Consider the following 12,945-nt stretch of genomic DNA (forward strand, 5'->3'; position numbering starts at 1 on the left):
AATACTTATATTTAAAAAATTAGGTAATCATACAAGTATGGAATTTATTACACTCGAAATTATACCTTTTGTAAAAAACCATCTTTTACTTTCATTAGGTTGGATAGTTTTATTTATTGCAATCATTGTATTAACCATTAAAGGAAAACTATCTAAAGTTAAAATTATTAATAATGCACAAGCTATCCAGATGATTAATAAGCAAGATGCCGTTATTATTGATATTCGTTCTGCGGATAGTTTTAAAAAAGGACATATCACAGATTCTCACAATGTTTTACCTATCGACATTAAAAATGCGAGTGCAAAAACAATTGAAAAATTTAAAGATAAAATTGTTATTTTGATCGATGAGAATGGGTTATCATCAGCAGGTATAGGTGAAATACTTGTTAAACAAGGTTTTTTATATGTTCATGCCTTAAAAGATGGCATTGCAGGATGGAACGGCGAAAATTTACCATTAGTTAGAAAATAATTTTATAAAAATAAGGTTTTATTATGACAGAACAAAACAATACACAACAACCCGAAACACAATTTGCTATTCAACGCATTTATACTAAAGATGTTTCATTTGAAACTAACAATGTTCCTGAAATTTTTACCAAGCAATGGCAACCGGAATTAAATATTGAGTTAAACTCATCTTCACAAACATTAAGTGAAAATGTGTACGAAGTTGCGCTACGTGTCACTTTAACGGCAAAACAACAAGATGAGGTAGTATATATTTGTGAAGTAACTCAAGCAGGTATTTTTTCACTTATCGGATTTGACGACGGCCAAATTCAACATTGTGTTGGCGCTTACTGCCCAAATATTTTGTTCCCTTACGCGCGTGAAGTTATTTCCAGTTTAGTTAACAAAGGAACATTCCCTCAAGTAAATTTAGAACCAGTAAATTTTGAAGCTTTATTCATTAATTATCTTCAACAACAGCAACAACAAGCGGAATCGACCGAAACATTACAATAATAATGTTTTAGTTAATTAACGATAAGTTTATTGGAATATTATGAAAAAAAATGCTGCAGTTACAGTAATTGGCGCAGGCTCCTACGGGACTTCTTTAGCTATTTTACTAGCACGAAATGGTCATTCCACTCTATTATGGGGACATAACCCAAATAAAATGACCATTTTGCAGCATGATAGGCAAAATAAACAATTTTTACCCGATATTCCTTTTCCAGATTTATTACAAATTGAAAGTGATTTAAAAACAGCAGTTTCAGCTGCACCTATTTTACTCATAGTGGTACCAAGCCACGCTTTTGCAAGCACACTAACGCAAATCAAACCTTTTTTGCGCAAAGAGACTAAAATAGTTTGGGCAACAAAAGGACTAGAAGTTGATACAGGTCGATTATTACAAGATGTCGCAAGAGAGATTTTAGGTAATCAAATTTCATTAGCAGTTATTTCAGGTCCAACATTTGCCAAAGAAGTAGCATCCGGCCTACCTACAGCAGTAACTGTCGCATCGACTGATGAGCAGTTTTTAACTCAACTACAACATTTATTTCATTGTAGTAAAAGCTTTCGTGTTTATAGCAGCAAAGATTTTATTGGTGTGCAACTTGGTGGTGCAATTAAAAATGTTATCGCTATTGGCGCAGGATTATCTGATGGTCTTGGTTTTGGAGCCAATGCTAGAACAGCGTTAATTACCCGTGGACTTGCCGAAATGATGCGATTAGGTGAAGTATTGGGCGCAGATCCTGCAACCTTTATGGGAATGGCAGGACTTGGTGATCTTGTTTTAACTTGCACAGATAATCAATCCCGTAATCGTCGTTTTGGAATTTTACTTGGTCAAAATAAATCAATTCAAGAAGCCCAAGATGCCATTGCACAAGTTGTTGAGGGGCGTAATAATACCAAAGAAGTCTGGTTACTAGCCCAAAAATACCATGTTGATATGCCAATAACCGAACAAATTTATCAAGTTCTTTATGAAAACAAAGAACCCAAACAAGCTGCAATGGCATTACTTGGACGGTCGCAAAAAGAAGAGCTAAAAAGCTAGTTTTTATACTCAACTATCTATCTACCTAAAACTTTTTTAATAAAAACTACTTTTCAATACCAATTTTTTTAGTTTTTTATATTTAATATCCATTTTTTAAATCAATAATCATTGTGAATAAAATTTTAACAACTTGTTTTATATAACAAAAATCACATTTCTTGTATATTTTCTATATTTTCACTATTATTACAGAGTGTAATTTTGCACGATACTTGAGAAATCAGATGTTATTTAAAATATTAAAATTTTTCTTAAAGATCTTATTCCATGTAAAAATTCATGGTAATTTTGAAAACTTAAAACAAGATAGACTTCTTATTACTCCTAATCATGTATCTTTCCTTGATGGTATTCTAATCGGTGTATTTTTACCTGTAAGACCCGTTTTTGCTATTTATTCGGGTTATATTAATCACTGGTTAGTCCGCTTAGCAAAGCGTTATGTTGATTTTGTGCCAATGGATCCTCTCAGTCCAATGGCAATTAAGCGATTAGTTAGAGAAATTGAAAAAGGTCGCCCTATAGTGATATTTCCTGAAGGAAGAATTACTATAACAGGTTCTTTAATGAAAATTTATGATGGCGCAGCTTTTGTTGCAGCACGTTCTCAAGCAACCATCGTACCAGTTTGGATAGAAGGAGCAGAATTTACTCTGACCAGCCGTTTAAAAGGATTATTTAAACGTCGCTTATTTCCCAAAGTAGCCATTCATGTACTTGAACCGAAATCAATTGCAATGCCTGATGCACCTAAGGCTAGTGAACGACGTTATATTGCAGGTGAAAAACTTCATCAAATTATGATGAATGCTCGTATGGCAAGTCGTCCCAAGTTAACACTTTTTGAAGCATTATTAGAAGCACAAGTTCGCTATGGCGTTAAATCAAGAATGGTGCAAGATCCAACAACACATGAAGCTTCTTATCGTAATCTACTCAAACAAATTATTGGCGTTAGTTGCATTATTGCCAAAATTACCAAAGACAAAGAGCGAGTGGGTGTTTTGTTACCAAATGCAACCATTACTGTTGCAACTATTTTTGGTTTATCAGTAAAAAATCGAATTCCAGCAATGCTTAACTATACCGCTGGAACAAAAGGTTTGAACTGTGCTATTACGGCTGCCGAAATTAAAACGATTATTACTTCACGCAAATTTATTAGAAAAGGTAAACTTGATTATCTACTTGAAGAAATCAAAGATGTTAAGTGGTGTTTTCTTGAAGATCTACGCCATAATTTAACCGTTACAGATAAACTTTATATCGCAATTCATCAGTATATTCCTCGATTAGTTAAATGCTCTCAGTCAAGTGATGATGAAGCACTAATACTATTCACCTCTGGTTCAGAGGGAAATCCCAAAGGTGTTGTCCATAGCCATGGAAGCCTACTTGCTAATGTTGAACAAATTCGGACTGTTATAGATCCAACCCCCGCAGATCGCTTCATGTCGGCTTTACCGCTATTCCATGCCTTTGGTATTACCGCAGGGTTATTTTTACCACTATTTTCAGGTAGCCGTACATTTTTATATCCAAATCCATTACATTACCGTATGGTCCCTGAAATTATTTATGACCAAAACTGTACGGTCTTATTTGGTACCCCAACTTTCTTGGCAAACTATGCCCGTTATGCACATCCATATGATTTTATGCGTTTACGCTATGTTGTTGCAGGTGCTGAAAAGCTATCAGACGCAGTACGAGAACAATGGAAAGATAAATATGGTATTCGTATTTTGGAAGGTTATGGTGTTACCGAATGTGCACCAGTTGTAGCACTTAATGTTCCCATGGCATTTAAAGCGGGTACTGTAGGGCGATTATTGCCGGGCATGACATCAAGATTAATTCACGTTCCAGGTATTAGTGATGGCGGTGAATTACAAGTCAAAGGACCTAATGTTATGAAAGGTTATTTGCGTGTTGAAAACCCAGGCAAACTTGAAGAACCAGTCGCTATCGATGAACATGGGAAGTCCGAAAAAGGTTGGTATGATACTGGTGATATCGTTGCTATCGATAGAGAAGGATTTGTAACGATCAAAGGACGCCTAAAACGATTTGCCAAAATTGCAGGCGAAATGGTTTCATTAGAAAGTGTTGAAACCTTAGCAAAAAAAATCGACTCAGATGCAATGCATGGAGCAACAGTTAAAGCTGATGTGGCTAAAGGTGAAGCGATTGTCTTATTTACGACTTCTGAAAAATTAAATCGAGAACAACTTAACCTAGCCGCTCAAGAATTAGGTATCCCTGCATTAGCTGTTCCTCGTGATATTCGTGTGGTCAAAGCATTACCATTACTAGGTACAGGTAAAATCGACTTTATTACCCTACGAAAAATGGCTGATGAATAAACAAAGAGATGTCATATGAAACAGCATTCACTATTAAGCAAAGGCATGGTCGCGACCATGCTAGCGCAGTTTTTTTCAGCATTTGCCGATAACGCAATTTTTTTTGCCATCTTAGCTTTCATTAAAAATTTGCATTATCCAACCTGGAGCCAATCGGTATTACAGATTAGTTTTGTCGTACCGTTTATCATACTTTCACCTTTTGTGGGTCAATTTGCTGACAGCATGTCAAAAGGCAAAGCAATGATGATTTCAAATAGTATCAAATTATTAGGTGCAGGTTGTATTTGTTTAAATATAAGTCCTTTTGTTAGTTACTTTTTAGTTGGCATAGGAGCTGCTGCTTATTCTCCTGCTAAATACGGAATTTTAGGTGAACTCACTACAGGCAATAATTTAGTTAAAGCAAATGGATTAATTGAAGCATCTACCATTGCGGCAATTTTGCTTGGTTCGCTAGCTGGTGGTCATATAGCTGACTTTAATATAAATGCATCCTTACTTACTTGTATATTAATGTATGGACTAGCGGTTATTGCTAATTTTTTCATTCCTAAGTTACCTGCTGCACGGCAAAATATTTCATGGCAATTTATCGATATGGTAAACGATTTTACTAATACAGTAGAAATCATATGCAACAATAAACGTGTTTTATTTACACTATTAGGTACCAGTTTGTTTTGGGGAGCAGGTATTACTTTACGTTTTCTATTAATTAGTTGGGTTCCTGCTATTTTAGATATTCATGACAACGCTACACCAACAAACCTTAACGCGATAGTTGCTATCGGAATTGTAATTGGTGCAGGGCTAGCAAGTACATTTATTTCAATTAACAACACATTACGTTGTATTCCGGCAGGAATAATGATGGGAATAGCTGTAATCGCCTTTACATTACAAGGCCATATCATTTCATCTTATATATTACTTATTGTTATTGGTGCATTAGGCGGTTTCTTTTTAGTGCCATTAAATGCATTTATTCAAAAAATAGGCAAAGAATTGGTTGGTGCCGGCAGTGTTATTTCCGTGCAAAATTTGAGTGAATATACTGCAATGATGGTAATGTTAGGGATTTATACGTTAGCAGTTGCGTTAAAATTATCAGTAATTACTATAGGCGTTGGCTTTGGTAGTTTATTTGCTATAGTGATATTTTTGTTATGGTTAGGACTAAAAAAGAATGCAAAAAATTAACCTATCGGGTATGTTAACCGAAAGTCGTAACCCAAATAGTGAAACAATAGATAACTGTTCCACGCTGGAAATACTACAAATAATCAACAATGAAGATAAACAAGTTGCACTTGCTGTTGAAAAAGAGCTAATAAACATAGCAAAAGCTGTCGATGCAATTAGCCAGAGCTTTTTAAATCAAGGACGATTAATCTATATTGGTGCAGGTACTTCTGGCCGGCTAGGTATTTTAGACGCAAGTGAATGCCCACCTACTTATGGCACACCGCCCGAACAAGTTATTGGCCTAATTGCAGGAGGAAACTCTGCTATTTTTAAAGCAGTTGAGAACGCCGAAGACAATTCTGAGTTGGCGATTAATGACCTAAAAAAAGTCAATTTTAACCCAAATGATATTTTAGTTGGCATTGCAGCTAGTGGGCGCACACCTTATGTAATAGGCGGTATGCAATATGCCAAATCAATCGGAGCAACTGTCGTCAGTTTATGCTGCAACCCTAAAGCCCCAATGATTAACATAGCAGATATAGCAATCACGCCTATTGTTGGTGCTGAGGTAATTACTGGCTCGTCAAGAATGAAAGCCGGTACAGCACAAAAACTGGTACTAAATATGCTAACTACAGCCAGCATGATTAAAATAGGTAAAGTGTACGGCAATCTCATGGTTGATGTCGAGGCGACCAACGCAAAACTCATTGAGCGACAAATATCAATCGTCATGCAATCCACCGATTGTAGTCGAGAAATGGCTATTCAAGCATTAAATCAATGCCAAAAGCATTGCAAAACTGCCATTTTAATGATTCTTTCTGGTCTAAATGCAGCACAAGCTAAACAAGTCCTTAATAAGAATAATGGCTTTATTCGTCGAGCATTATAGCGCTCACCAATCGTATTTTGATAAAAACAAAAGTATTTTTTACTATAATGTGATGAGTAAATATTTTTTAGCTTATTTTGTAGTGTAAAATAACTGAGTATTTTTATTTTATAGACTTTATATTATGTAATTAATATAAAAATTAGGAGGTAGTTATTATGGTTGGAATTATCCTAGCAACTCATGGGGAGTTTGCTGAAGGTATTCTACAATCAGGAACGATGATATTTGGAGAGCAAGAAAATGTTAAAGCTGTTACCTTGCATCCAAGTGATAGTCCGGAAAGTTTAAAAGAGCGAATGCTTGAAGCAATAGCTACATTTGATAATCAAGACGAAATACTTTTTTTAGTTGATTTATGGGGAGGAACACCATTTAATCAGGCCAATAATTTATGTGGAGAGCATAACAACTGGGCTATTGTAGCCGGTTTAAATCTACCTATGTTAATTGAAGCCTATTCCTCTCGCTTTTCAATGGAAAGTGCTAAAGAAATTGCCGCTGCAATTATTGAACCAAGTAAAGAAGGCGTTCGTACAACGGTCGAGACTCCAACAAATAATACTCAATCAAGCAAACAATCATCGACTATTCCAGAAGGTACAGTACTTGGGGATGGCAAAATGAAAATTGTATTAGCTCGTATTGATTCCCGCTTATTGCATGGTCAAGTTGCTACTGCTTGGACTAAATCAACAACCCCTAATCGTATTATTGTCGTTTCTGACTCAGTATCCAAAGATAAGTTAAGAAAAAAACTCATTGAAGAAGCAGCACCTCCTGGTGTAAAAGCCAATGTTGTTCCTATCAAAAAAATTATTGAGGTATCTCGCGATCCACGTTTTGGAAATACAAAAGCTTTACTTTTATTTGAAACACCGCAAGATGTATTACGAACAATAGAAGGTGGTGTTGACATCAATGAGATTAATGTGGGATCGATGGCTCACTCTGTAGGCAAAGTTATGGTAAACAAAGTACTATCAATGAATGCTGAAGATGTCGAAACATTTGAAAAATTAAAAACAAAAAATATAAAATTTGATGTTCGCAAAGTTCCTAACGATTCTAATAGCAATATGGACGAATTACTAAAAAAAGCGAAAGAAGAATTAGCGCAACAAAAGAATTAGTTTATTTAAGGGGTTATATTATGACATTATCAATTATTGCTATCATTTTGGTGATATTTATCGCCTTTTTAGCAGGGATGGAAGGTATTTTAGATCAATTCCAATTCCATCAACCTTTAGTTGCTTGTTCATTAATTGGATTAGTGACAGGTAATTTAGAAGCAGGTGTTGTACTAGGTGGTTCATTGCAAATGATTGCACTTGGTTGGGCTAACATTGGTGCAGCCGTAGCACCCGATGCAGCACTAGCATCTATTGCTTCATCAATTATTTTAGTGCTAGGTGGACAAGGTGTTGCTGGTGTATCTACTGCCATTGCTATCGCTATTCCTTTGGCTGTTGCAGGGCTATTTTTAACTATGGTAGTTCGAACCATTGCCGTCCCGTTAGTACATATGATGGATGCGGCAGCAGAAGAAGGCAATTTCCGAAAAATTGAATTATTACAAATTTCAGGTATTTGCTTACAAGGTTTAAGAATCGCAATTCCAGCAGCAGCATTACTCTTTATTCCTGCCGAAGCAGTTAAAAGCGCACTAGACGCAATGCCAAAATGGCTAACAACAGGTATGGCTATTGGTGGAGGAATGGTGGTTGCTGTTGGTTATGCAATGGTAATCAATATGATGGCAAACCGTGAAGTATGGCCATTTTTCATTATTGGTTTTGTAGTCGCAGCTATATCACAGCTTACACTAATTGCACTTGGTGCATTAGGTATTGCATTAGCACTGATTTATCTCAATCTTTCTGAACGTGGCAATTCATCAAATGGTGGCAGTAAAGGTGATCCACTTGATGATATTTTAAATGATTACTAGGAACTTGGAGAAAAAAATGACTGATAGAATTCAATTAAGTAAAAAAGATCGTTTAGCTGTTGCTTGGCGCTCAACTTTCCTTCAAGGTTCTTGGAACTATGAACGTATGCAAAATGGTGGTTGGGTTTATTCAATGATTCCGGCTATCAAAAAATTATATACTAACAAAGAAGATCGTTCAGCAGCCCTTAAACGCCACTTAGAATTTTTTAATACTCACCCTTATTTAGCTTCGCCTGTCCTTGGCGTAACGCTTGCACTTGAAGAAGAACGAGCTAATGGAGCAGCTGTTGACGATGTAGCTATTCAAGGGGTAAAAGTCGGGATGATGGGACCATTAGCTGGTGTTGGTGATCCAGTATTCTGGTTTACTGTCCGCCCTATGCTTGGTGCACTTGGTGCTTCGCTAGCGCTTAGTGGCAATATTATGGGACCAATTTTATTCTTTTTCTTATGGAATATTATTCGATGGTCTTTTATGTGGTATACCCAAGAATTTGGTTATCGTACAGGTTCAAAAATTACTGATAATTTATCTGGCGGTTTACTACAAAAAATTACTAAAGGTGCCTCTATTCTAGGGATGTTCATCCTAGCAGCCTTAGTGCAAAGATGGGTGTCAATAAAATTCCAGCCTGTTGTTTCAAAAGTAAAATTAGATAACGGTGCATTCATTGACTGGAACTCATTACCTGCTGGAGCAGAAGGCATTCAAAAAGCATTGATGCAAATCCAAAATGGATTATCACTTACTCAAGAAAAAGTGACCACCTTACAAAATAACTTAGATCAATTAATACCTGGACTCGTTCCTTTACTATTGACCTTCTTCTGCATGTGGTTACTTCGTAAAAAAGTATCACCAATTTTAATTATCCTTGGATTATTTATTGTTGGTATAGTTGGGCATGTAATCGGCCTGTTATAAAATATAATGTTTTATAACATTTTCTAAAAAAGTACTATATTTTAATATATAGTACTTTTTATATATCACCATTTTATTATATCTTTCGATAAAACCATTATTTTTAACTCATTTAACATTTAAAAATAATAGGTTAATTTATAAAACTACCAATTTATTTATGGATAATAATGGTTCAATCATTAAACACTAAATTAGACTTAACCACACAAGCAACAGCTTTCGTTGGTTTTACAGAATATGGCAATATTATGATTGGCGACAAAGCCTTTGAGTTCTACCACAAAAATGACCCTCGTAAATATATACAAATACCTTGGGACGAAGTAGACTACGTTGTCGCATCTGTGCTATTGGGCGGTAGATGGATTCCCCGCTATTCAATTCAAACCAAAAAAAATGGAACTTTCACCTTTGCATCTAAAGACCCCAAAAAAGTATTAAAAGCCATTCGAGTTTACGTTGACGGACAAAAAATGGTTCGCTCACTGGGCTTTTTTGATGTTTTAAAACGGGCTTTTTTTCGAAAAAATAAAAAGAAATAGCACCATCATTGCGATAACTCTCGATAAATAAAATAAAACGGACTATTTTTAGTGCTCTTTGTGGCACTAAAATTAAATAAATCATAATTATACTATTTTTTCTATTCTTTTTTGTAAGTTAGCTTAAACAAACAACATAGAATCACATCAACAACAATCAGCCATTGCACTTTTTACTAGAAAGAGTATAATTCTGGGGCTTTGATTTTGTCCATGTTGGGCAAAAAAAAGATTATTTTTTAACTTAAGAGGATGTTATGGTAACTATTCGTTTAGCTCGTGGCGGCTCTAAAAAGCGCCCTTTTTATCAAGTAGTTGTCACTGATAGCCGTAACCCACGTGATGGTCGTTTTATTGAGCGCGTTGGCTTTTTTAATCCAATTGCACAAGGTAAAGCAGAAGAATTACGTTTAGATCTTGATCGCGTAAATCACTGGGTTGGTTTAGGTGCAACTGTTTCTGATCGTGTTAACGCACTAATCAAACAAGCACAAAAAGCTGCTTAATAAAGTTATTAAGAGTCACTGTAATGATGAATACTGAGAACCTCATTGTTGTTGGCAAGCTTGGTTCAAGCTACGGAATTCGTGGGTGGATCAGAATTTTTTCGTTTACAGAAATTCCAGATAGTATTTTTGATTATACTCCTTGGTATATCCAGCGTGCTGGACAATGGCAAGAAATAATCGTAGAAAGCTTTAAACCGCATAATCAAGACATGATTGTGAAACTCAAAGGCATTGATGATCGAGATCAAGCTAATGCACTAACTAATGCTGAAGTATTTGTTGATGCAGAAAAATTACCCGCACTTAGCAATGGTGATTTTTATTGGAAAGATCTCATTGGTTGCCGAGTAAAAACAGTTAATGGTTATGATTTAGGGCTGGTGACTGATTTAATGGAAACCGGATCTAATGATGTATTGGTGGTAAAAGCAAATCTAAAAGATGCATTTGGAACAACAGAACGTTTGATTCCTTTTGTTGAAGATCAATTCATTAAACAAGTTGATTTAACAACAAAAACGGTTTTGGTCGATTGGGATCCCGCTTTTTAATTGGTAAGGTAACAATATGTGGATTGGCGTAATTAGCCTTTTTCCCGAAATGTTTCAAGCTATTACCTGTTATGGCGTAACTGGTCGAGCAGTAAAAAATGGTCTGTTAACAGTAGATTATTGGAATCCGCGCAATTTTGCGCATGATAAGCATAAGACTGTCGATGACAGACCTTATGGTGGTGGTCCAGGCATGTTAATGATGGTACAACCACTTAGGGATGCGATTCATGCGGCAAAAGCAGTTGCAGGTGACAATACAAAAGTAATCTATCTTTCCCCGCAAGGGCGCAAATTAGACCAACAAGGTGTTTGCGAATTGTCAAAAAATCAAAAATTAATTTTGATTTGTGGACGATACGAAGGCATAGATGAACGCGTTATCCAAACCGAAATTGATGAAGAATGGTCAATTGGGGATTACGTGTTAAGTGGCGGAGAGATACCGGCGATGACAATGATTGATGCACTAGCAAGATTTATTCCTGGCGTATTAAATCACCAATCATCAGCAGAAGAAGACTCTTTTGCTAACGGTTTACTTGATTGTCCACACTATACTCGGCCTGAGGTGTTAGATGGAATGGCGGTGCCTGATGTGTTAATGTCTGGTCACCATGAAGCGATTCGTCGTTGGCGATTAAAGCAATCACTAGGACGAACTTGGTTAAGAAGAGAAGATCTTCTTGCAAATCTAGCTCTGACTGATGAAGAGCAATGTTTACTTGCTGAATTTAAACATGAATACAGCAATAAACAAAGCAATTAATATTTCAGTGAAACTAGCATAAGAGATAACATTATGAAAAATGCAATTATTCAGCAATTAGAACAAGAACAAATGAAAAAAGACATCCCGTCTTTTCGCCCTGGTGACACGGTTGAAGTAAAAGTATGGGTTGTTGAAGGTAACAAAAAACGTCTTCAAGCTTATGAAGGTGTCGTCATTGCGATTCGTAATCGTGGTTTACATTCAGCATTTACAGTACGTAAAATCTCGAATGGCGAAGGTGTTGAACGAGTATTCCAAACTCACTCACCAATTGTTGATTCAATTACTGTGAAACGTCGTGGTCAAGTACGTCAAGCTAAACTATACTACTTACGCGAACTTCGTGGTAAAGCTGCTCGTATTAAAGAGCGCCTTAACTAATTTTTTATTGTTTATCAATAAAAATATCAGATTAAGATGGTCACCTTCGTGGTGACCGTTTTTATATATAATAAAAAAAATTCAACCCAACAATTATTGTTGGTAAATTAACGTAGTTTTTAAAAGAATTAATATAAAAGGTGGACTATGATTGACTATATTTTTGCAATTTTATCAACAACGGTAAAATTATTTGCATTAATGACACCACCTGCTGTCTTAAGCGCATTTTTAAGTGGCACAAAACAATATAATGAAGAGCTTAAACGTAAAACTGCACTCAAAACATCTTGCGCTGTTTTCATCATTGGTATCGTACTCTTCTTTTTTGGCAATACTATGTTTAGTGTTTTTGGCTTTACGCTTGACGCATTCCGAATTGGTTCAGGGGTATTACTATTTATTACTGCAGTTTCACTCATGAACGACTCGCCTGAAAAAAACAAAATTAATAGCGATGAAGATATCAGTGTAGTTCCCCTTGCAATCCCACTATGTATGGGGCCTGCATCCATTGGTACTATTATTGTGATGGGAACAAGCTCACTAGGATTTGCTGCCAATATGACTGGTGCTATCTCTTTATTTATTGCTTCATCTGGAATTTATGCAATGCTTTTATGCGCAAAAAGAATTGCTAAAGTATTAAAAAACACAGGAATTGCAATTTTATCAAAGTTAACGGGGCTATTGATATCAGCAATTGCTGCACAGGTTGTATTTACAGGTATATCAGCTTTTTTAAAATAAGACACCAAAATAAAAAGCGATTGTATGTAATCATACTAAAATAATATTATTAGATGATTACATACACA

At 35.8% G+C, this 12,945-nt stretch carries 14 protein-coding genes and 2 pseudogenes; all 16 read left to right on the forward strand.

Going from position 1 to position 12,945, the window contains the following annotated elements; genetic code table 11:
- The first annotated feature begins 37 nt into the window (after positions 1 to 37).
- The 16 genes and pseudogenes from GQ594_RS06730 (at position 38) to GQ594_RS06800 (ending at position 12,877) form a co-directional block, all read left to right on the forward strand.
- On the forward strand, positions 38 to 478 hold the full coding sequence (locus tag GQ594_RS06730; RefSeq protein WP_160411914.1) for a rhodanese-like domain-containing protein: 441 nt from the start codon (positions 38 to 40) through the stop codon (positions 476 to 478).
- Positions 479 to 501: 23 nt separating this feature from the next.
- Positions 502 to 978 (forward strand): protein-export chaperone SecB, encoded by a 477-nt coding sequence (gene secB / locus GQ594_RS06735; RefSeq protein ID WP_160400246.1) that lies wholly within the window; start codon positions 502 to 504, stop codon positions 976 to 978.
- Positions 979 to 1,018: 40 nt separating this feature from the next.
- A complete protein-coding gene (gene gpsA, locus GQ594_RS06740) occupies positions 1,019 to 2,032 on the forward strand; it encodes an NAD(P)H-dependent glycerol-3-phosphate dehydrogenase (protein WP_202112509.1) in 1,014 nt (337 codons plus the stop codon).
- A 227-nt stretch (positions 2,033 to 2,259) separates the two neighbouring features.
- Entirely contained in the window at positions 2,260 to 4,401 is a 2,142-nt protein-coding gene (aas, locus tag GQ594_RS06745; RefSeq protein WP_160411913.1) for a bifunctional acyl-ACP--phospholipid O-acyltransferase/long-chain-fatty-acid--ACP ligase, read from the forward strand.
- Positions 4,402 to 4,416: 15 nt separating this feature from the next.
- A complete protein-coding gene (gene lplT, locus GQ594_RS06750) occupies positions 4,417 to 5,604 on the forward strand; it encodes a lysophospholipid transporter LplT (RefSeq protein WP_160411912.1) in 1,188 nt (395 codons plus the stop codon).
- The gene (gene murQ / locus GQ594_RS06755) at positions 5,591 to 6,487 is read left to right on the forward strand and encodes an N-acetylmuramic acid 6-phosphate etherase (protein ID WP_160411911.1); all 897 of its coding nucleotides are present in this window, start codon (positions 5,591 to 5,593) and stop codon (positions 6,485 to 6,487) included. Before lplT ends, murQ begins: the two co-directional genes overlap by 14 nt.
- A gap of 158 nt (positions 6,488 to 6,645) precedes the next feature.
- A pseudogene (locus GQ594_RS12465) lies at positions 6,646 to 7,021 on the forward strand (PTS sugar transporter subunit IIA); the annotation flags it as partial.
- A 56-nt stretch (positions 7,022 to 7,077) separates the two neighbouring features.
- Positions 7,078 to 7,620, forward strand: a pseudogene (locus GQ594_RS12470) (PTS system mannose/fructose/N-acetylgalactosamine-transporter subunit IIB); the annotation flags it as partial.
- Positions 7,621 to 7,640: 20 nt separating this feature from the next.
- Positions 7,641 to 8,441: a PTS mannose/fructose/sorbose transporter subunit IIC gene (locus GQ594_RS06765; protein ID WP_160411909.1), complete on the forward strand. Its 801-nt coding sequence runs from the start codon at positions 7,641 to 7,643 to the stop codon at positions 8,439 to 8,441.
- Between the two features lie 16 nt (positions 8,442 to 8,457).
- The gene (locus GQ594_RS06770) at positions 8,458 to 9,369 is read left to right on the forward strand and encodes a PTS system mannose/fructose/sorbose family transporter subunit IID (protein ID WP_160400240.1); all 912 of its coding nucleotides are present in this window, start codon (positions 8,458 to 8,460) and stop codon (positions 9,367 to 9,369) included.
- A gap of 170 nt (positions 9,370 to 9,539) precedes the next feature.
- Positions 9,540 to 9,914, forward strand: a complete 375-nt coding sequence (locus GQ594_RS06775; protein ID WP_160400239.1) for a DUF956 family protein — start codon at positions 9,540 to 9,542, stop codon at positions 9,912 to 9,914.
- A gap of 257 nt (positions 9,915 to 10,171) precedes the next feature.
- Positions 10,172 to 10,420, forward strand: coding sequence for a 30S ribosomal protein S16 (rpsP, locus tag GQ594_RS06780; RefSeq protein ID WP_034900786.1), 249 nt, complete (start codon positions 10,172 to 10,174; stop codon positions 10,418 to 10,420).
- Between the two features lie 23 nt (positions 10,421 to 10,443).
- Positions 10,444 to 10,974, forward strand: coding sequence for a ribosome maturation factor RimM (gene rimM / locus GQ594_RS06785; RefSeq protein WP_160400238.1), 531 nt, complete (start codon positions 10,444 to 10,446; stop codon positions 10,972 to 10,974).
- A 16-nt stretch (positions 10,975 to 10,990) separates the two neighbouring features.
- Complete coding sequence (trmD, locus tag GQ594_RS06790; RefSeq protein WP_160400237.1) at positions 10,991 to 11,743, forward strand: tRNA (guanosine(37)-N1)-methyltransferase TrmD; 753 nt, start codon at positions 10,991 to 10,993, stop codon at positions 11,741 to 11,743.
- A 33-nt stretch (positions 11,744 to 11,776) separates the two neighbouring features.
- Positions 11,777 to 12,127: a 50S ribosomal protein L19 gene (gene rplS, locus GQ594_RS06795; RefSeq protein WP_034900792.1), complete on the forward strand. Its 351-nt coding sequence runs from the start codon at positions 11,777 to 11,779 to the stop codon at positions 12,125 to 12,127.
- Between the two features lie 147 nt (positions 12,128 to 12,274).
- Complete coding sequence (locus tag GQ594_RS06800) at positions 12,275 to 12,877, forward strand: MarC family protein (RefSeq protein WP_160400236.1); 603 nt, start codon at positions 12,275 to 12,277, stop codon at positions 12,875 to 12,877.
- Positions 12,878 to 12,945: the final 68 nt, after the last annotated feature.

Source organism: Gilliamella sp. Pra-s52, from assembly GCF_009795805.1.
GTDB lineage: Bacteria > Pseudomonadota > Gammaproteobacteria > Enterobacterales > Orbaceae > Gilliamella.

What these genes read in the sequence shown, in the direction of transcription:
- GQ594_RS06730 (WP_160411914.1), top strand. Translation starts at nt 38, where the DNA reads ATGGAATTTATTACACTCGAAATTATACCTTTTGTAAAAAACCATCTT.
- secB (WP_160400246.1), top strand. Translation starts at nt 502, where the DNA reads ATGACAGAACAAAACAATACACAACAACCCGAAACACAATTTGCTATT.
- gpsA (WP_202112509.1), top strand. Translation starts at nt 1,019, where the DNA reads ATGAAAAAAAATGCTGCAGTTACAGTAATTGGCGCAGGCTCCTACGGG.
- aas (WP_160411913.1), top strand. Translation starts at nt 2,260, where the DNA reads ATGTTATTTAAAATATTAAAATTTTTCTTAAAGATCTTATTCCATGTA.
- lplT (WP_160411912.1), top strand. Translation starts at nt 4,417, where the DNA reads ATGAAACAGCATTCACTATTAAGCAAAGGCATGGTCGCGACCATGCTA.
- murQ (WP_160411911.1), top strand. Translation starts at nt 5,591, where the DNA reads ATGCAAAAAATTAACCTATCGGGTATGTTAACCGAAAGTCGTAACCCA.
- GQ594_RS06765 (WP_160411909.1), top strand. Translation starts at nt 7,641, where the DNA reads ATGACATTATCAATTATTGCTATCATTTTGGTGATATTTATCGCCTTT.
- GQ594_RS06770 (WP_160400240.1), top strand. Translation starts at nt 8,458, where the DNA reads ATGACTGATAGAATTCAATTAAGTAAAAAAGATCGTTTAGCTGTTGCT.
- GQ594_RS06775 (WP_160400239.1), top strand. Translation starts at nt 9,540, where the DNA reads ATGGTTCAATCATTAAACACTAAATTAGACTTAACCACACAAGCAACA.
- rpsP (WP_034900786.1), top strand. Translation starts at nt 10,172, where the DNA reads ATGGTAACTATTCGTTTAGCTCGTGGCGGCTCTAAAAAGCGCCCTTTT.
- rimM (WP_160400238.1), top strand. Translation starts at nt 10,444, where the DNA reads ATGATGAATACTGAGAACCTCATTGTTGTTGGCAAGCTTGGTTCAAGC.
- trmD (WP_160400237.1), top strand. Translation starts at nt 10,991, where the DNA reads ATGTGGATTGGCGTAATTAGCCTTTTTCCCGAAATGTTTCAAGCTATT.
- rplS (WP_034900792.1), top strand. Translation starts at nt 11,777, where the DNA reads ATGAAAAATGCAATTATTCAGCAATTAGAACAAGAACAAATGAAAAAA.
- GQ594_RS06800 (WP_160400236.1), top strand. Translation starts at nt 12,275, where the DNA reads ATGATTGACTATATTTTTGCAATTTTATCAACAACGGTAAAATTATTT.